The 18942-nt window shown below is 60.6% G+C and carries 15 protein-coding genes; 7 read left to right on the top strand and 8 right to left on the bottom strand.

Translation table 11 applies throughout. The features are described from left to right. Together FIU93_RS08630 and FIU93_RS08635 are read right to left on the bottom strand one after the other, a co-directional pair. A complete protein-coding gene (locus tag FIU93_RS08630) occupies nucleotides 1–1608 on the bottom strand; it encodes a carboxyl transferase domain-containing protein (protein ID WP_152505365.1) in 1608 nt (535 codons plus the stop codon). 75 nt (nucleotides 1609–1683) lie between these two features. Continuing rightward, nucleotides 1684–2325: a TetR/AcrR family transcriptional regulator gene (locus tag FIU93_RS08635; protein ID WP_152505366.1), complete on the bottom strand. Its 642-nt coding sequence runs from the start codon at nucleotides 2323–2325 to the stop codon at nucleotides 1684–1686. A 222-nt stretch (nucleotides 2326–2547) separates the two neighbouring features. Here FIU93_RS08635 and ppk2 point away from each other — a divergent pair, with 222 nt between their 5' ends. Both ppk2 and FIU93_RS08645 read left to right on the top strand, forming a co-directional pair. After that, nucleotides 2548–3456 (top strand): polyphosphate kinase 2, encoded by a 909-nt coding sequence (ppk2, locus tag FIU93_RS08640; RefSeq protein WP_055659675.1) that lies wholly within the window; start codon nucleotides 2548–2550, stop codon nucleotides 3454–3456. A 264-nt stretch (nucleotides 3457–3720) separates the two neighbouring features. After that, complete coding sequence (locus FIU93_RS08645; protein WP_152505367.1) at nucleotides 3721–4728, top strand: Gfo/Idh/MocA family oxidoreductase; 1008 nt, start codon at nucleotides 3721–3723, stop codon at nucleotides 4726–4728. A gap of 133 nt (nucleotides 4729–4861) precedes the next feature. Here the strand turns inward: FIU93_RS08645 and FIU93_RS08650 are convergent, their stop codons facing one another. Further along, on the bottom strand, nucleotides 4862–5701 hold the full coding sequence (locus FIU93_RS08650) for an MBL fold metallo-hydrolase (RefSeq protein ID WP_209010316.1): 840 nt from the start codon (nucleotides 5699–5701) through the stop codon (nucleotides 4862–4864). A gap of 96 nt (nucleotides 5702–5797) precedes the next feature. Between FIU93_RS08650 and FIU93_RS08655 the strand changes: the two genes are divergently transcribed. Together FIU93_RS08655 and FIU93_RS08660 are read left to right on the top strand one after the other, a co-directional pair. Further along, a complete protein-coding gene (locus tag FIU93_RS08655) occupies nucleotides 5798–6718 on the top strand; it encodes a helix-turn-helix domain-containing protein (protein ID WP_152505369.1) in 921 nt (306 codons plus the stop codon). Nucleotides 6719–6818: 100 nt separating this feature from the next. After that, nucleotides 6819–7661 (top strand): hypothetical protein, encoded by an 843-nt coding sequence (locus FIU93_RS08660; RefSeq protein WP_152505370.1) that lies wholly within the window; start codon nucleotides 6819–6821, stop codon nucleotides 7659–7661. A gap of 86 nt (nucleotides 7662–7747) precedes the next feature. Here the strand turns inward: FIU93_RS08660 and FIU93_RS08665 are convergent, their stop codons facing one another. The 5 genes from FIU93_RS08665 to FIU93_RS08685 all read right to left on the bottom strand — a co-directional run bounded on the left by FIU93_RS08665 (nucleotide 7748) and on the right by FIU93_RS08685 (nucleotide 14383). After that, entirely contained in the window at nucleotides 7748–8587 is an 840-nt protein-coding gene (locus FIU93_RS08665) for an inositol monophosphatase family protein (protein ID WP_152505371.1), read from the bottom strand. A 1-nt stretch (nucleotide 8588) separates the two neighbouring features. Beyond that, complete coding sequence (locus FIU93_RS08670; RefSeq protein ID WP_152505372.1) at nucleotides 8589–9650, bottom strand: ABC transporter ATP-binding protein; 1062 nt, start codon at nucleotides 9648–9650, stop codon at nucleotides 8589–8591. After that, nucleotides 9647–11878, bottom strand: a complete 2232-nt coding sequence (locus FIU93_RS08675; RefSeq protein WP_152505373.1) for an iron ABC transporter permease — start codon at nucleotides 11876–11878, stop codon at nucleotides 9647–9649. Before FIU93_RS08675 ends, FIU93_RS08670 begins: the two co-directional genes overlap by 4 nt. A gap of 237 nt (nucleotides 11879–12115) precedes the next feature. Beyond that, entirely contained in the window at nucleotides 12116–13144 is a 1029-nt protein-coding gene (locus FIU93_RS08680) for an ABC transporter substrate-binding protein (protein ID WP_031270233.1), read from the bottom strand. A gap of 198 nt (nucleotides 13145–13342) precedes the next feature. Beyond that, complete coding sequence (locus FIU93_RS08685; RefSeq protein WP_152505374.1) at nucleotides 13343–14383, bottom strand: ABC transporter substrate-binding protein; 1041 nt, start codon at nucleotides 14381–14383, stop codon at nucleotides 13343–13345. Between the two features lie 211 nt (nucleotides 14384–14594). Between FIU93_RS08685 and FIU93_RS08690 the strand changes: the two genes are divergently transcribed. From FIU93_RS08690 to FIU93_RS08700, 3 genes are all read left to right on the top strand, one after another. Then, entirely contained in the window at nucleotides 14595–15338 is a 744-nt protein-coding gene (locus FIU93_RS08690) for a response regulator transcription factor (RefSeq protein ID WP_023002928.1), read from the top strand. After that, entirely contained in the window at nucleotides 15339–17456 is a 2118-nt protein-coding gene (locus FIU93_RS08695) for an ATP-binding protein (protein ID WP_023002929.1), read from the top strand. 486 nt (nucleotides 17457–17942) lie between these two features. After that, nucleotides 17943–18941 (top strand): Gfo/Idh/MocA family oxidoreductase, encoded by a 999-nt coding sequence (locus FIU93_RS08700; protein ID WP_152505375.1) that lies wholly within the window; start codon nucleotides 17943–17945, stop codon nucleotides 18939–18941. Nucleotide 18942: the final 1 nt, after the last annotated feature.

Below are 18942 nucleotides of genomic sequence, written 5' to 3' on the forward strand. Positions count from 1 at the left end.
TCACATCCTGAAGAGACCGAAGCGCGTGTCTTCGATCGGGGCGTTGAGGGCTGCCGACAGGGAAAGGCCCAGAATGTCCCGGGTCTTGCGCGGGTCGACAATGCCATCGTCCCAGAGCCGGGCAGTCGCGTAAAGCGGGTGACCCTGCTGTTCGAACTGATCGATGATCGGTTGCTTGAAGGTTTTTTCCTCATCCGCCGACCAGCTGCCACCCTTGCGCTCGATACCGTCGCGGCGGACGGTGGCAAGCACGCCGGCGGCCTGTTCGCCGCCCATGACCGAAATGCGGGAATTGGGCCAGGTCCAGAGGAAGCGCGGCGAATAGGCCCGGCCGCACATGCCGTAGTTGCCGGCGCCGAAGGAGCCCCCCACCAGCATGGTGATCTTCGGGACCGAGGTGGTGGCGACCGCCGTCACCAGCTTGGCACCGTCCTTGGCAATGCCGCCGCTTTCATATTTGCGGCCGACCATGAAGCCGGTGATGTTCTGCAGGAACACCAGTGGAACCTTGCGCTGGGAGCAGAGCTCGACGAAGTGGGCCCCTTTCACCGCGCTTTCGGAAAACAGAACGCCGTTGTTGGCGATAATGCCGACCGGCATGCCATGGATATGGGCGAAGCCGCAGACCAGTGTGGTGCCGTAGCGGGCCTTGAATTCATCGAAGCGTGATCCGTCGACGGTGCGGGCGATCACTTCGCGGATGTCGTAGGGCGTTTTCAGATCGGCCGGAACGACACCGAGGATTTCGTCCGGATCGTAGAGCGGGTCTTCCGGGGCCTGCAGCGCGACGGATGGCGTCTTTGTGCGGTTGAGGCTGGCGATGGCGCGGCGGGCAAGCGCCAGTGCGTGGGCATCGTCGCGGGCCAGATGATCGGCAACGCCGGACAGGCGCGTGTGAACATCGCCGCCGCCGAGATCTTCCGCAGATACTTCCTCGCCGGTGGCGGCCTTCACCAGAGGCGGGCCGGCCAGGAAGATGGTGCCCTGGTTCTTGACGATGATGGTCTCGTCCGACATGGCCGGCACATAAGCGCCGCCCGCTGTGCAGGAGCCCATGACGACCGCGATCTGGGCGATGCCTTTTGCCGACATGTTGGCCTGGTTGAAGAAGATGCGGCCAAAGTGGTCGCGGTCCGGGAAGACCTCGTCCTGGTTGGGCAGGTTGGCGCCGCCGCTGTCGACCAGATAGATACAGGGCAGATTGTTTTCCGAGGCAATTTCCTGAGCGCGCAGGTGTTTCTTGACCGACATCGGATAATAGGTGCCGCCTTTGACGGTCGCGTCATTGGCGAGGATCATCACCTCGCGGCCTTCAACCCGGCCGATGCCTGCGATCATACCGGCGGCGGGAGCCGCGCCCTCGTACATCTCGTGGGCGGCCAGCATGCCGACTTCCAGGAAGGGTGAGCCGGGATCGAGCAGGCGGGAGACGCGTTCGCGCGGCAGGATCTTGCCGCGGGACACATGACGCTGTCGGGCGGTCTCGCCACCACCGTCCAGTGCTGTCTGGGCTGCTGCCTTGACGGTGTCCATGGCCGCTTCGTGGGCGGCGCGGTTTGCTGCAAACTGTTCGCTTCTCGGCGATAGGCTCGATTTCAGGATGCTCATGTCACCCGGTCTCCCTTGGATCAACCTTGTGGACGGTCGATTGAGTTCAGTTGCTTGCTCCCCACGCGTCCGGTTTCACGCCTGAGGGGCCGGAATGTCTCGGTTCTCCGGCGCAACGGCCTTGCGCGCCAGGTCCAGGTAAATCTCTTCGATATCCAGTTTCGACAGGCGACCGCCTTGGCGGTACCAGCTCGGAATGCCAGTCAGCATGGCAATGATCGCGCGGGTGGCGACCCTCGGTTCGCGGACGCTGTAGCGGCCTTCAGCGGAGCCGGTTTCCAGAATACCCGTCAGGATGCCCTCGTAGCGACGGCGCTCCGCTTCGACGATGTCGAAGTTGTCCGGTTCGAGATTGCGCAGTTCCATGTAGGAAATGAACACCTCGTCCGCCCGTTCCAGGTGATAGCGGATGTGAAAGCGGACAAAACGCTCCAGCGGGTCCATGTCAGCCGGAAAAGCCGCTTCGTCCCAGGCAGCAAGGAGTTCGCCCATGTGGGCGAGCATCAGGTCCTTCAGGATGTCCTGCTTGGTCGGAAAATGGTTGTAGAGCGCGCCTGGCTGAACGCCGACATCGGCGGCGATTTCGCGCATGGAGACAGCGGCATAACCGTTGGCGGCAAAGCGTTTCAGGGCTGCCTTGCGCACACGTGCGGCAGTCTCCTGGCCTTTCGCTCCCGTTCTGGATCGGCTTTGCGGTCTTGCGGCTGCACTTGCCATCTTGTTTCTCCCTATTGCAAAAAATAAATGAACGTTCGTTCATTTGCAAGGGTAATTTGAGTGCGAAAGCGTTGCTGCTAGAAAGAATGACAGGGGAACAGGCGCGACTGTCAAAAAACTTTCATGGATAACCTGTTCACAGTCCTTGGGCATTCTGCGTCCGGTTGAATGCGCTGACGAACCTGGGTGTACCTCCGGGATGTATTTCAAAGGAACCGATTGATGACCGAAGAAAGTGCAAAAACCTGGGTTGAAGCGGAATGGGCAGACAGCCTGGACGAAGAGCTGGAAATGGAGATCGACGATTTTCTCGTCGCCAAGGATCTCGCCTTCATCTCCGCGAAGAAGCACAAGTCGACCATCGACCGGAACACCTATTTCCACGAGTTGCTGCGTCTGCAGGCCGAACTGGTGAAGCTGCAGGACTGGGTGCAGCATACCGGTGAGAAGATCGTGATCATCTTCGAGGGGCGCGACGCTGCCGGCAAGGGCGGGGTCATCAAGCGCATCGCGCAAAGGCTCAATCCGCGTGTCGCCCGTGTGGTGGCGCTGCCGGCACCAACCGACCGTGAAAAGACCCAGTGGTACTTCCAGCGCTACGTGCCGCATCTGCCGGCCGCCGGCGAAATGGTGCTGTTCGACCGCTCCTGGTACAACCGCTCCGGCGTCGAGCGCGTCATGGGCTTTGCCAGTGATAGCCAGGTGGAGGAGTTCTTCCACGATGTGCCGGAATTCGAGCGCATGATCGTGCGCTCCGGCGTGCGGCTGATCAAATACTGGTTCTCCATCACGGATGAAGAACAGCAGCTGCGCTTCCTGATGCGCATCCACGATCCGCTGAAGCAGTGGAAACTGTCGCCGATGGACCTGGAATCCCGCGTGCGCTGGGAGGATTACACCAAGGCCAAGGAAGAAACCTTCGAGCGGACCAATATTCCCGAAGCACCCTGGTTCATCGTGGAAGGCAACGACAAGAAGCAGGCGCGCCTCAACTGCATCAGTCACCTCCTGTCGATGATCCCTTACGAAGATATCCCGCACGACCCGATCAAGCTGCCGGAACGGGTCTACAATTCCGACTATGAGCGCAAGGTCCTGCCGGAACATCTCTACGTGCCGGAGAAATTCTGAGCCGCGACAGTGCTCCCTTCACGGGCGCGGCGCTGCTATGTGAAATCGCGGCGAAAGACCTTCGATGTCTCCCCGGATCACCGCTACGCTTGTCCGGGGGGGCGCGGTTGGTGTGAATGCTGCCCGCGTCCAACCGATGAGGCCGGTTTCAAATCAGCTTTTCACCAGCGAGCAGGCCTTTCTCCGGCCTTTCTGCCCTTGCGGAGTTAAATCGTTTTATGTCATCTGGCGTGCGTACCTCAAAATCATGGGAAGGATGCCGGCATGACGGAAAAGACTATCAGGTGGGGGATCGTTTCGACCGCGAAAATCGGTCTTGATAAGGTCATTCCGGGCATCCAGCGGTCGAAGACCGGCACCGCCTATGCGATTGCTTCGCGAGATCTCGACCGGGCAAAGGAAGCTGCGAAGGGTCTCGGCATCGAGAAGGCCTATGGATCATACGAGGAGCTGCTCGCAGATCCGGAGATCGACGCGATCTACAATCCGCTGCCCAACCACATGCATGTGCCCGTGACGATCCAGGCGGTGAATGCGGGCAAGCACGTGCTTTGCGAAAAGCCGGTCGCGCTGAATGCCGACGAGGCAAAGCAGCTTCTGGACCTGCCGAAGGACAAGCTGGTTGCCGAAGGCTTCATGGTTCGGGCCCACCCGCAGTGGATCAAGGCGCGCGAGATCGTGCGGTCCGGCGATCTGGGGGAGCTGAAAGCGATCCAGACCTTCTTCAGCTACTACAACGATGACCCGGGCAACATCCGCAACAAGGCGGATATCGGCGGGGGTGCGCTGCTCGACATCGGTTGCTACACGATGCTGGCCGGTCGGTATTTCTTCGATGCCGAACCGCAGCGGGTCGTTTCGCTGATCGACCGGGATCCCGCATTCGGCACCGACCGCATGACCAGTGCCCTGCTCGACTTCGGCAATAACCGGCACCTCAACTTCACCGTCTCGACCCAGCTGACGCCTTATCAGCGCATTCATCTGGTCGGTACGAAGAAGCGGCTGGAAATCGTCATTCCGTTCAACGCGCCGCAGGGCGAAGCTGTTCAGATCCGGCTTGACGACGGTTCGCTGCTCGGCGATGCAGCGATGCAGTCGGATATCATCGCGCCTTGCGATCAATATGCCGAACTGGCGGACGTGTTTGGCCGGGCGATCACCGGTGAAGCGCCACTTCCTTATGGCGCGGAAGATGCCGTCCAGAACATGAAGATCCTCGACGCTATCTTCGCGTCGGCCGAAAAGGATGGCTGGGTCAACATCGGTTAAGCCGTTCGCACACCCTGCCTCCCGCAAAGCCAAGTCCCGGCCTCGAGCCGGGACTTGTTTTTTGAGGAGACCGCGGGGCAAAAGCCTGCGCAACCACGAAAGGACTTGGCGTGGTTGAAAAGTCGCCTTGTGTTCAAATCTCCACAAAAGCGAACCCGTTGTCGCGTGTTTCCAGACATCCGAACCTGTCGGTAGACAGGTGCGTCGCGGCGAAGGGGATCCTGTCTGCCGACAGCCTGTCGAACAGAGCCCTTCTTGTTTTAACGGCCAGATCCGGGTCACTGTCGAGCGCATAGCGGACATCCGGATTGGCAAATTGCAGCACATCGGACACCACGACATCCGCGAGCAGAATGGCTTCCTTGTTGCCTGAAGAAAGGTGCAAGGCCTGATGACCAGGGGTGTGGCCGGGCGCTGAAAGCAGGGTGATGCCATCGCCGATGTCGGCGTCGCCACGATGAAGCCGCAGCTGATTGCCGACCGGTTTCGCAAGCGCCTGAATGAGACCCACCAGCGGCCGTTTGTCTTCCGGTACTGAGGTCAGCAGGGCTTCGTCGGTCCAGAAGTCCCACTCGGCGGCCTGAACATGGATCTCTGCATTCGGGAAGAGACTGCTGCCGTTCAGCGACAGTCCGCCGATATGGTCGGCATGCATGTGGGTAATGACGATATCGGTCACCGCTGCGCGCTCTTCGGTCTTTTCCGGAGCTTGCCAGGTCAGCGTGCCACTGGTTGGAAATCGTTCCTTCAGATATTCGCCCGAACCGGCGTCGACCAGGATCTTGCGGTTGCCGGTCTCAATCAACCAGGTATTGGCGCCAAAGCGTGTGCTCGGGCTGACGGCGTCCTGTTCGGTCTGTGTCACGTTGGAAAAATAGGCTGCGGGAATGTCGAGATAGCCGTCCGACAGGGCCGTGACGGTCAGGTTGCCTCGTGCAAGACGGGATGCAGATTTATCGAGAGTGCCGAGCATAGGGGTCTCCATGTGTTTGTGCTTTGGAGAAACTTAGCTTCGAGCATCTTTCGGGGCGATTGGCGCAAATGACAAAGAATGTGCTAAACCAGCCAAATGGGCCAATCGCTGTCGATCGCCATTCTCGCTTATCCGGGATCCCTGAAATCCGCTGTCTACGGGCTCCAGGATATTCTGGGCCATGCGGCGCGGATCAGCGATACCGAGGTGAAACTGGATCTGTTGGAGGATTTTTCTGCGGCAGTGGACCGATATGACGCGGTAGTCCTGCCGCCCTCGGCAGGGACTGTCCGTCTGGAAGATGTTCCGGCTCTTCCTGGTTTTCTCCAGCATTTGCACGGTCGCGGCGCTGTTGTCTGTTCGGCTTGTACCGGGCTGACATTCGTTGCGGCGGCCGGTCTGGCGGAGGGGCGCAAGGTTACGACCCATTGGGGACTGGAACAGCGTTTGTCAGCAACCTATCCGGACCTCAGGCTCGATACGGACAGGCTGCTGATCGAATATTCCGATCTGATCACGGCCGGAGGCCTCATGGCCTGGGTCGATCTTGCGCTGGCGCTCATCGAGCGGTTTCTGGGGTACCCGGTGGCCGTTGCCACGGCGCGGCATTTCATTGTCGACTTTCGCCGCCGCGACCAGCGCCGGTTCAGGCGCTTCCTGCCTGAACTTCGGCACGGCGATGCTTCCATCCTGAAAGTGCAGCATTTCCTGGAAACCCGGTCGGGTGACGACGTGAGCGTTGCCGATATGGTGCGCACCAGCGGGCTGCCGGCGCGAACCTTTCAAAGGCGCTTCAAGCTGGCAACGGGACTTGCCCCGAAACAGTATCTCCAGGAGCTTCGCATTGAACGTGCGAGGGATCTCCTGATCGAAACGGATCGGCCCGTCTCGGATATCTGCTTTGCCGTCGGCTACAACGACCCGCCATCCTTCGTTCGCCTGTTTTCACGCCTTTCCGGCCTGACACCGGGCGCGTTCCGCGAGCAGTATCGACGGCAGTCAGATATGGCAGGGTAACCGGCTTGATCGACCCTCTTGTTGGTGCGACCTTTGCCGCTGCCGGCGAGCGCATACGAATATGAGAGAGGGACAGGCGATAGGTATCTTCGCAAGAACTATGGGACTTCTGGCCGTTGTGGGCCCCTGCCTTCTCGCGGGCGGCGGCGCTGCGGACACGTTGCCTTCTCCCGTCACGGGTGCGGTCGAGTTCGGCGGTCTCCAGATGAAGCTGTCAGAGGACGGCGGTCAAAGACGTTTGATCTTGGCAAACGGCGACCGTCTGCCTTTTCCGAAAGGTGGCAACATCGTTCTGGCTGTCGATCGGGTCCTGGTCTTTGATGCAGAGGGAAACACCGCCGGGAGTTTTCTTCATGACGGTCGGATTTCTTCTGAATTGCTGCAGCGGATGGCCATTCTGGAGAGCTTTTCCGCAATAGGTGCAAACCAGACACGTGAAGACGCCGCACAGCATCTTGCTGCCTTTGGTCTGCCTCGGACGTCTGCAGAACTGCTGGCGGCAATAAACCGGGATGTGCCGGAGTTTGCCCGCGCCAGTGGAGAAGAGTGTGGCGGCAATTGCGATTGGGCCGCGCTCAACGCCATCGAGCGTATTTCAGAGGATCTGGAACGCAAGGATGTCCGTATCTTCGAAAACGCCACTCGCTATCTTGTCGGCTTCGGGCCGCCGGAAGTAGAGGCGAAGCCTGATTACATGATAGCGGCAAACCCCGCTGCGCCGCTGTACCTTTCTGCGGACAAGACGGCTGCGGCGACTAATGCACTCGGCCTGAAGTTCTTGCTGCTGAATGCGGACGAGCAAACGGACAGCCCCGGGCGCCGGGCCGTCTGCGTTCCGCTTTCAGGCTGTGGTTGGGCGGAAATCGATGTTCTGACAGAGGTTCGCCCGGAATGGCTCGAGTTTGAAAAATCGACCGGAAAATTGCTGCGCGTGATGTTTTGAGGTCGTTCAAAAGGTCCTGAATGAAAAGAAGGCGTACCTCTTCCGAGACACGCCTTTGGAGATGTTTGCAGGATTTCCCTGAAACGTCAGCTTTTCAGGAAACGCTCGCACTCCGTTGCCAGAGCCGACAGATCGTCAAATGTTCCCGGACCGGCCGCGAGAACCGGACCACCGTCCAGGATGGCATCCCCCGCCACCGGGAAGGGGCGGTAGCTGCCGCCGGCTTCGGCGACCAGGCAATAGCCGGCAAGGCAATCCCAGGCATGCATGGACGGTTCGTAGAAACCGGCGAGCCTGCCTGCGGCCACGGAGGCCAGCATCTGCGCGCCCGAACCGGTGCGGATGTAGTTGCCGCCACGCGCCATCAGACCGGCGATAAGCGCGCCGATCATTTCCGCTGGCACGGCGTGGTTGGCGCCGATCCCGGTCAGGCTGTTTTGCAGGGTCCTGGATGAATCAAGCCGGAGGGGTTCGCCGTTAAGTGTTGCGCCGCCGCCCTTGACGGCTGCGAAGCTCTCGTCGTCGCAAGGCACGCGGATAACACCCATGACCAGATCCGTACCGTTGAGAAGGGCGATCGAAACACACCAGCTCGGCAGACCGTGAACGAAGGCGGAGGTGCCGTCGATCGGGTCAACCACCCAGGTGAACCCGCTGCTGCCCTGTTCGATCCCGTGTTCCTCACCCAGGATGCCATCTTCGGGAAACGAGGTGTGCAGCCTGTCGCGGATGAGGGTTTCAACGTTCTTGTCGGCGATCGAAACGACATCCTGCAGGCCGCCCTTGATCTCTATGGTGAGGTCCTTGCGCCGTCGAAAATAGTCGAGTGCCAGGGAACCGGCTTCCTCGGCGATTTCCCGAGCTGCGGCGAACCTTGCTGTCAGCGCATCGGTCGATGGGGACATGTCTTCAGTAACCAGTGTCATCTCATGCCTCGATCAGGGCGAGCCCGCGGTTGCGGAAGCCGAGGGAAACGGCTGTGTGGGGGGCAAACGACCTTTCGACCGAATGATCGATGACGAAGAAGTTTCCGACCTGGGTCTCGATCTCGTATTCGACGTGATCGCCGAGATAGGCCGCGGTCAGGATCTCTCCGCCAAGTCCGGAAGCACCTTCCGGGTTCAGCACGACCGAGCCGGGCCGTACCGCCAGCTTGGCCTTGCCATTGGCGGTCTGGCGGGCGCGCAGTCGGTGCTGCAGGCCACCGACATCGATCAGTGTTTCGTCGCCTTCACGCCCGACGACTTCGCAGGTGACGACATTCGCCTCGCCCATGAAGTCTGCGATGAACTCTGAAACGGGTTCTTCGTAGAGTTCGCGCGGAGCGCCCTCCTGGGCGATCTTGCCGTCTTTCATGACCACGATCCTGTCGGACACCGCAAGTGCTTCGTCCTGGTCGTGGGTGACGTAGACGGCGGTGAAACCGAGCCGCTGCTGCAACTCGCGGATTTCCGTCCTGACGCGCCGGCGCAGCCGGGCATCAAGGTTGGACAGGGGTTCGTCCAGCAGAAGCACCTGTGGGTTCAGCACCAGAGCACGAGCGACCGCGACGCGCTGCTGCTGACCACCGGAAAGCTCTGCCGGCAGGCGGTGACCCATGCCGCCAAGACCGACCTGGGCAAGGCCTTCTTCCGCCCGCTCGCGCGCTTCGCGTTTTTTGTATCCGGAGGATTCCAGGCCGTAGGCAACATTGTCGAGCGCGTTCATGTGCGGGAAGAGCGCATAGGACTGGAACACCATGGAGACGTCGCGTTCATGTGCCGGAACCATGGTGACGTCCCGTCCGCCGATCAGGATCCTGCCCGCGCTCGGGTGTTCGAGACCTGCCAGCATGCGCAAGGTGGTCGTCTTGCCGCAGCCGGAGGGGCCGAGCAGGGTCACCAGAGTGCCGGGTTCGATGGTGATCGACAGGTCCGGAATGGCGGTGAAGGTGCCGAAGTCCTTGCGGACGTTTTCAAAAACGACGGAGCCGGGTTTGAGGTCAGTCATGCAGTTTTCTCCTGCGCGATACGGATTTTATTGGATTTGGCCATGCCGGAGACGCGGTTTTCCCGGCGCAGGCGGCGTTCGCCGACCAGCAGCTGGAAGCCCGCAATGACCGTGATCATCACGAAGATCAGCATGGAGGAATAGGCGATGGCGATGCCGTATTCGCCGTTTTCGACGAGGCCGACGATGTAGGAGGTCGCCATGTTGTATTCCGCGCTGACCAGGAAGATGACCGCACTGATGGATGTGATTGCCCGGACGAAGGAATAGACCAGCGCAGCGGTGATGGCCGGCCGCAACAGCGGCAGGATCACTTTGCGCAGGGTCCGGGCGCTGTTGGCCCGAAGCGTCAGCGAAGCTTCGTCCAGGCTTTTGTCGAGCTGGCTCATGGCGGCAATGCCGCCGCGCACGCCAACGGGCATGTTCCGGAAGACGAAGCAGGCAACCAGGATCAGGGCCGAGCCGGTCATCTCGATGGGCGGCAGGTTGAAGGCCATGATGTAGCTGATGCCAATGACGGTGCCGGGAATGGCGAAGCTCATCATGAGGGCAAATTCGAAGGCGTTCTTGCCGGCGAATTTCTGCCGCACGATGATATAGGCCGTCAGCAGGCCGACTGCCGCCGTCAGGGGGGCGGAGATCAGCGCGATTTCCATGGTCGTCCAGAAGGAGTTCCAGGCAACGCCGGTCCACACGAGAGCACCGTCCTGGAAGGTGACCGAGAACGCCCTGGCGTAGTGTTCCAGCGTCAGGGAATTGTCGAGACCCCAGGTCTTCACGAAGCCGCCGAACAGGATCATGCCATAGACGACGATGGTGAAGCCCATCCAGGGAAGAACGATGCCATAGACGGTGACGGAGAGGCTCTTCGGCAGGCCTGCGTGGGCACCGCTGTCGCCCTTGCCGGTGACGGTTGCGAAGTTCTTGCCCGACAGCCACAGACGCTGCGCAAGGAAGGCGGTCAGTGTGAAGCTGAGCAGGATGATCGCGAGTACGGCGGCGCGGGACGGGTCGACCTGCGAGCCGACGACGGCAAAGAAGATTTCGGTCGAGAGCACGCCATGGCTGCCGCCAAGCACCAGCGGATTGCCGAAATCGGCCATGCTTTCGATGAAGCCGATCAGAAAAGCGTTGGCAAGGCCGGGTTTCATCAACGGCAACGAGACGCGCCAGAAAGTGCGCCAGCGGTCGGCCCGCAGCGTTTGCGAGGCTTCTTCCATCGATGGGCTGACACCTTCGACAACACCGATCAGGACGAGGAAGGAAATTGGCGTGAAGGACAGGACCTGCGCAATCCAGATGCCCGTCAGCCCGTAGAGCCAACGGCTTGGTTCGATGCCGAACAGCGTGTCGAGCGCTTCGGTAACGACGCCGGAGCGGCCGAACAACAAGGTGAGTGCCAGGCCGATCACGAAGGGCGGGGTGATGATCGGCAGGACGGTCAGAAGCCGCAGGCCCTTCTTGAAGGGAAAGCGCGTGCGTGTGGCAACCAGTGCGAAGGCGAGACCGAGGATGGTCGAGCCGAGGCCGGTCATCACCGCAAGGAACAGCGTGCGCCATGCGACGCCGCAGCGATTGCCGCCGATGACACAGTCAAGGCTCCAGATCGCAGGATCCTGCATGTTGCGGATGAAGCCGTCCGGCTTGAAGGAGCCGTCGAAATCCTGCACCGAGCCGGCGAACATCGAGCCAATGGGATAGAAGATGAATACCGTCACCAGGAAGATCAGGATGGAGATCGATCCGACGACAAAGGCATCGCCCTTCATGAAGCCCCGCTCGGCAAGACCGAAGGCGATGAAAAGGACGAAGATCAGCGAGGTGAGGATGGCACCTGCCCCCATGGCGGGCTGGCCAAGCGGCAAGGCTCCGAAGGCGGTTTCGGGAAAGGTCCAGGCCCAGCCGGTGAAGCTGATCGCAAGGCCCTGAAGTGCCATGTACAGAATGCCGATGGTACCGGTGACGACGAGCAATCGGCCGCGCTTGTTGGCGTCCGCCATGAAGCGCGCGCTGCCGCCGATCAGGAAGAGAGCCAGTGCCAGTACAAGCCACACGCGACCTTCTGCGAAGATCTGCAGAAGACCGGGCGCGAGATCGGATGAGAACGGAAAGTCCGATGGCCACTCAAAGGAAAAGAAGCCGCGTTCGACCCTGTACCAGGGTACGATCAGAAAGGCGCCGATCCCCAGCCCGAGTAGAGCGTTCAGCCGTTTGTTGCCATTCAGCATGGCCACCCCTGTATTTATGGTTTTTCAATAACGGTCGTACCCCGCCGCATGGCTATTGCGATGCGCTGGCGAAGCCGGCCGGAAGTGCGGACGTGCCGCGGCACTGCCATCGACGTGTCAGATGCTTGTGGCGGCAGCTTTCAGCGAACGTACGTCCGCCTTGCTGCGCAGTCTGTCCGGGCGAAGCCCGCACCCGGCTTTTAGGCAGCCGTGTGCGGACTTCTTCGGGTGTTGGGGTCAGTTGGCGATAGCGCCAATCTCACGGTCCCAACGCTCCAGGAGGCTCTTGCGGGTATCCGGGTTGCCGTAGGTGGTGAAGTCGTAGTCGATCAGCTTGATGTCTTCGAACTTCGGTGCTTCCGGCGGAACTTCGGCAGCCTTGTTGGACGGCAGCTGGAAGGACTTTGCCTCTTTCATGCGGGACTGAACTTCCGGGGACAGGGCCCAGTCGTACCAGACCTTCGCATTGTCGAGGTTGCGGGCACCCTTGACGATGGACATGGAGCCGATTTCATACCCGGTACCTTCGCACGGTGCGATTGCCTTGACCGGGAAGCCGGAAGCAGCCTGTGCAATGGCGTCATGCATGAAGACGATCCCGAGGCCGGTTTCGCCGCGGGCAGCGGCCTTCACCGGTGCAGAACCCGACTTGGTGTACTGGGACACGTTGTTGTTGAGTTCCTTCAGATAGTCGAAGGCCTCGTCTTCGCCCATGATCTGAACCAGGGAAGCAAGCGCTGTATAGGCGGTGCCGGAAGAATTCGGGTTGGCGACCTGGATTTCAGCTTTCAGCTCAGGTTTCAGGAGGTCTGCCCAGCAGGCGGGTTCGGCAAGACCCTTGTCCTTGAAGATTTCGGTGTTGTAACCCCAGCCGAGAGCGCCGGCATAAACGCCAACGGTCTTGAAGCCGGAGCTTTCCGCCTGTTTCTGAGCCCACTCATGAAGGTCTGCGAGCTTTTCCGACTTGTATTCCTGGGTCAGGTTTTCAGAAGCTGCCTGAAGATGCGGGTCGCCGGTGCCGCCCCACCAGATATCGGTCTTCGGATTGCGGGATTCGGCGCGAATCTTTGCGTAGCTTTCGCCTGACGACAGGCGCACCATGTTGACCTTGATGTCATGCTTGGCTTCGAAGTCGCCCTGCAGCTGTTCACAGATCACGACATCCGCCGAACAGATGACATTGAGGTCGCCCGCTGCCATGGCCGGAGCAACCGAGTAGGTTGCTGCCGTTGCAAGCAGTGCGACGGAAAGTGATTTCAAAGACATGGTTTCCTCCACTTTTGGCTTTCAGCCTGTTACCTGCCCGGACGGGCAGGCGTTTGTTTCAGCCCGGGGGCTGATGTGTTGACCGGCATGAGGCAAAGCTTGCCCGTTCGGATCCGCCTCCACGGGTCCGTTGCCGGTCGAATTTCAAATGACGAACTCCGGATTTTTCCTTCGCTGGCGAAGGGTCAATCTCGTCCTTTACTGGGTGGCTACAGGGGTTGCCGTCTGCAGCACCTCCTTGTCGAAACGGTCAAGCAGTCTTCGCCTCTGGTCAGGTGAACCGAAGGTGGCGAAGTCGTAGTCGACCATGCGAATGAGTGAAATATCGGGGGCTGCCGGTGGCAGCGACGCTTTCGCGTTTGCGGGTATCTGATTCTGTCCTGAGGCCGCGCAGGTTTCCTGTCCTTCCGGGCTCAGCGCAAAATCGACGAACAGGCGGGCAGCCTCGGGGTTCCTGGCGCCCTTGACGATGCTGACGGCGCCGATCTCGTAGCCGGTGCCTTCGCAAGGAGCGACGATGACCATGGGCGCGCCGGCAAGTTTCTGCGTCACCGCGTCGTGGATGAAGGAGATGCCGATGCCTGTCTCACCACGGGCGGCTGCCTGAACCGGTGCTGCGCCCGAAGTGGTGAACCGGTCGATGTTTATCGCAAGCGCCGCCAGATATTCGAAAGCCTCGTCTTCCCCCAGCAGCTGAACGAGCGTTGCCAGCATCGTGTAGGCGGTTCCCGAGGAATTCGGATTGGGCATCTGAACAAGGCCCTTGTACCGCGGTGCGGTCAGGTCTTTCCAGCAGGACGGAGCGGCAACGCCATACTCAGCCAGAAAGTCGGAATTGTAGCCAAACCCGAGTGCGCCCGCATAAATGCCTGCCGCCTTGCCGCCTGACATCAGAAAGAAATTCTGCGCCCAGGGCAGCGTGTCCTCGAAGTTTTTCGGCTGGTAGGGTTCAAGCAGGTCTTCGCCTGCTGCTTGCAAGTGGGTGTCACCGGTGCCGCCCCACCAAACGTCGATCTTTGGTGCGGCGCGCTCGGCCCGGACCCTGTCGAGGATCTCGCCGGTGCTTCTGCGTTCCATGGAAACATCAAGGCCGGTCTTTTCCTCGAAGACAGCCTCCATCATCTGGCACCACTCGACCTGCACGGCACACAGGACATTCAGGTCCTGCGCCGAAGCAGCGTTGAGCGACAGCGACAGCCATACGGCCGCACCCGCTCCGAGTGACGCGATGAATTTCATGTTTCCTCCCAGTCCGGAACCAGGCCCCGGACAGCTATTACCATGGCAGAAGAGGCAGTGTTCGCAACAGGAGATTGGTTACTGTTGTTTCGCTGGCAAAAGAAAAGAGTTACAAATATTACAAGCCTTACAAATGTGACAAGCAATTGAAAAACCAAGGCTTTGCATAACACGGCTCTATGCCTATGATGTCACTCGGGAGGACATAGGTTTGCTGAACGAAGGCATCAAGATCCTGATCGTGGAGGACGATCAGGATATGGCGGAACTGATATCGGATCTTCTGGAAGCCGAAGGCTGGTCGCCGGTTGCCGCGCGCTCGGCGGAAGAAGCTGCGCGGATCCTGCCGGAGCATGCCTTTCATCTGGTTCTGGTCGATCATAACCTGCCGGGCATGTCCGGCCGGGTGTTTGCGCAGAAGCTGCGGTCGCAGACCGATATCGGCATTGTCATGGTGACGGCCGCCGGTAGCGCCGCAGAGCGGGTGCTTGGCCTTGAAACCGCCGCCGACGATTATGTGGTCAAGCCGTTCGAGCCGATTGAACTCACCGCCCGGATCAAGGCGGTGCTCCGGCGGATGCATCCGTCCCTGCGCGGCAGCGACAAGGACACCATCAGCGTTCAGCACGAGCCGACCGCGCTGCTTCTGGGCGACTGGGTGATCGATCTCGTCAATCGCAAGGCCGTCTGCACGTCTCACCCGACCCGGACGCTGACGTCGTCGGAATTTTCCCTGCTGGAGATCCTGGCATCGACGCCGAACGAACCGGTGAGCCGGACCAAGATCCTGGAACAGCTGGGCGCGGAAACAGACCGGCTGATCGATCGCAACGTCGATGTTCTGGTCCTGCGGCTTCGCCGCAAGATCGAGCGAAACCCGGACCTGCCGCAACATATCAAGACCCGCCGGGGGAAGGGCTACATCCTGCATCAGGATCCAGCCCATGCACCTTAAATGATCAGCCGGCCGGTTCTTTCTTCCATTGCCTTCAGGCTGCCTGCCGCCATCGCGCTGATCTGCGCCGTCGCCTTCACGCTGTCGGCCATCGCGATCTACGGGCTTTTGAAGGCGCGTGAGGAAACCGCCGCTTACGGGCTGCAGGCCTTCACCAGTCTGGCTGATGCCGCGCTGGTCTCGCGGCAGGTGTCTGACCTCGTCTCCAGTGCGCCTTTCCTGATGAATGCGACCTCGCCCTACACCGTCTCTGGCAAGAGCCGGCTGCTGGTGGAGCAGGTCGACCAGTTGTTGAGTTCGCTCCCTGACTATCCGCCGGGCAAGGAGACCTATAGGGCCGCCAACACGCGGATCTTCGAACTGCTCGGGCAGATCCGTGCGCAGACGCTCGCGCTGTCTGCCAAGGCCGAAACCGCCCAGCACTACAAGGAAGAAGTCTCCTCCGCGCTCGGCATGATCGCCGTTGCCGACACCGCCAGCCAGAAGGAACCTCGCCAGCGCCTCAATGCCATCGTGCATTCCGTGTCGAGTGCGGGCAGCCTGTTTCAGCTGGGTGAATTGAAGCGGCGCTATGTGGCGGAGCCGGCCGCGGCCTCATTGCCGCCGTCAGACCTCAGGCCCTATGAGCGGGTTTTCGAGGCGCAGACCAGCTATCTCCTGGAAATGTTCGCCGTGCGCAGCGCAATTGCCAGACTGCACACGGTGGCGCGGGAGCTGTCCCTTGCGACGGAAACCCAGTCGGGCATCGTGACGGAAACCCTCAACCGGGATTTCCAGTCGACTTCGGCCACCCTGCAGCAGCTTCTGGTGATCGTTGCCGTGGCGTCACTGCTGGTGCTGACCATGGCGGTGATGTCGATCCGTTCGGTCATCCGGGTATCGAAAGGCATCGTTTCGCTGTCCAGCGGCATGAACGCCCTTGCCAAGGGGCAGAAGGATGTCGGTCCGCCGGTCTATCAGGGCGATGAAACCGAGCTCCTGAACCTGCAACAGGCCTTTCTCGCCTTCAAGGAAAGCGTTGACCGGGTCACACGTCTGCGGCGCACGGCGGAGGCCGCTGCCAGGACAATCCGTTCCACCTTCCGCAGCATGAATGAGGGCATTGCCATCTTCGATGCTGCCGGCAAACCGGTCACCATGAACCGGCGGGTCATCGAATTGCTGGGTCACAAGGGTGCTGCCCGCAAGCTGCCGCTTGTCCAGTTTCTGGAGCCGGTCCCGGAAATCCGGACCGAACTGCTTCCGGGTGCGCCCGACGGCAGACCCTTGAGCGCCCCCTTTTCCGTACGTCATCGTTCCGAGAACGGGTCGGTGACGGAAATCTCGCTGTCGCGGCAAAGCGATGACGGTGTCGTGCTGCTCGCCCGGGATGTGACCTTGCTGGACCGGCAGGAAGCGGAGGCGGCCAAGGCCCAAAGGCTTGACGGCATCATGCGCCTGACGCATCAGCTCAGCCACGAGGTCGGCAACACCATCGGCATCATTACCGGAAGCCTCGGACTGCTGGAGCGGGACGGCGGCTTCAGTGACCGTCAGGCCCGCAACATTGCCCGCATTCGCAAGGCGGCGGATCGAGGTCGGTCGCTTGCCAGCAGCATGTTGACAATCGGCCGTCAGCAACCTGCCAACCTCAGCCGCATCGGTATGTCCTCGTTGCTGCGCGGCATGGCGGACATCCTGGAAATCGCCATTGGCGAGAAATGCAGTCTGAAACTGGATCTGGACGACAGCTTGCCACCGCTGGTGCTGGATCCGGAACTGTTCGAGCAATCGGTACTCAATCTCTGCCTGAATTCGGCAGCGGCGATGCCCGACGGCGGCGAAGTGCAGGTTGCCACATTTTCAAACGGGGACGCGGTCGTGGTTGCCGTCCGGGACACGGGCATCGGCATGAGCCGGGAAGAGGTCGACAAGGCCTTCGAGCCCTATTTCACCACCAAGACCAGCGAGGGCGGCGCGGGGCTGGGCCTCGCTGTCGTCTATGGCTTCGTTCGCCAAAGCGGCGGCACGGCAAATATCTTCTCCGAGCCGGGCAAGGGCACGACCGTCGAATTGCGGTTTCCGCAAGACGTGGAAGAAGCCGGGGAAGTCACTCCACGCATCGAGGTCGTTTCCTGAGGTGCTGACCATCCACCTGGGGAACGTTTCCAAGTTCACCGTATTCGGAACCACCTCACCACCTGAGTCACCCCGGACAAGCGAAGCGCAGATCCGGGGCCTACTCGCGAAGCCGCTTGCTGAAGCCGATGTCATCGTCTTGATGGTTGCTGCACCTTGCGAACGCTCTGGAAATGAGTGGGCCCCGGGTCTCGCGATGCTCGCCCGGGGTGACGCAGGGGGGGGAAGTGGGGGCAATTTCTGATGCAGTGCTGAGCCGGCGACAGCCTAGCTGCCTTAAGCCGTTGATAAGGCGGAGATGTCTGGAGACTTTGAGCAATGCGAACGTGTTGCTGATTGTTGTCTAACTCGATCATCGATCTCGTCTGTCTCTCCAATTTCACGTCCTTGCAAAATTCCACTCTTGACTCATTTGGAACGTTCCAGTAATTGTTCCGATCAAGAAATTGGAACGTTCCAAAATTAAGAGTTATTCGGGAGGAATGGATGCGTTGGGCCCTTATCGGTGCAAGCCGAATTGCGTCGAGTTACATGATCGATGCCATCCGCTCGCAGAATGCCGACATTCAGTCCGTCCTGAGTTCGGATGCGGCCCGCGGCGAGGCGTATGCCCGTGAGCATGGTATTGCCGACAGCTTCACGGATCTGGATGCGCTCCTTGCGGATGACAGTGTCGACGCGGTCTATATTTCCACCACCAACGAAAAGCACCATGCGCAGGCGCTGGCCGCGATCGCTGCCGGCAAGCATGTGCTGTGCGAAAAACCGCTGGCCATGACCCTGGATGAGGCCGGTGAAATGGTTCGCACTGCCGCCGGCAAGGGTGTGGTCTTTGCGACCAATCATCATTTGCGCAATGCCGGGTCTCATCTGGCCATCCGCGAGCTGATCGCTTCCGGCCGCATCGGCAAGGTGTTGAGCGCGCGCGTCTTCCACGCGGTCAACCTGCCGGACGCGTTGCGCGGCTGGCGCATCAACGATGCGGCTGCCGGTGGCGGCGTCATTCCCGATATCACCGTGCATGACGCGGACACCATGCGCTTCCACCTGGGTGAAGATCCGCAGGAAGTCGTTGCCAAGGCAGCAGCCTCAGGCCTCGGAGAAGGGGTCGAGGACAGCGTGATGTCCGTCTGGTCGATGCCGTCGGGTGCCATGGTGCAGTCGCATGAAAGCTTCACGCATAAATTTGCGGGAACCGGCATCGAGTTTCATGGCACGGATGGGTCGATCTTCGCCCGCAACGTCATGACCCAGGAACCTGTCGGAGCGGTTCGTCTGGTCGATGCGGATGGCGAACACGAGATCTCCTACGACAAGCATAACCTCTACCACCGCGCGCTCGGTCTCTTTGCCGATGCGGTCAACGGCAAGGGGCGTCCTTCTGCCGATGGTGTCGACGGGGTCAAGTCGCTGGCGGTCGCCCTTGCCGTGCGTGAGGCCGCGCAGTCCGGCAAGGCCGTTGCCGTCAACTATGGAGGCTTCTGAA

The organism is Labrenzia sp. THAF35 (genome assembly GCF_009363595.1).
GTDB classification, from domain to species: Bacteria; Pseudomonadota; Alphaproteobacteria; order Rhizobiales; family Stappiaceae; genus Roseibium; species Roseibium algicola.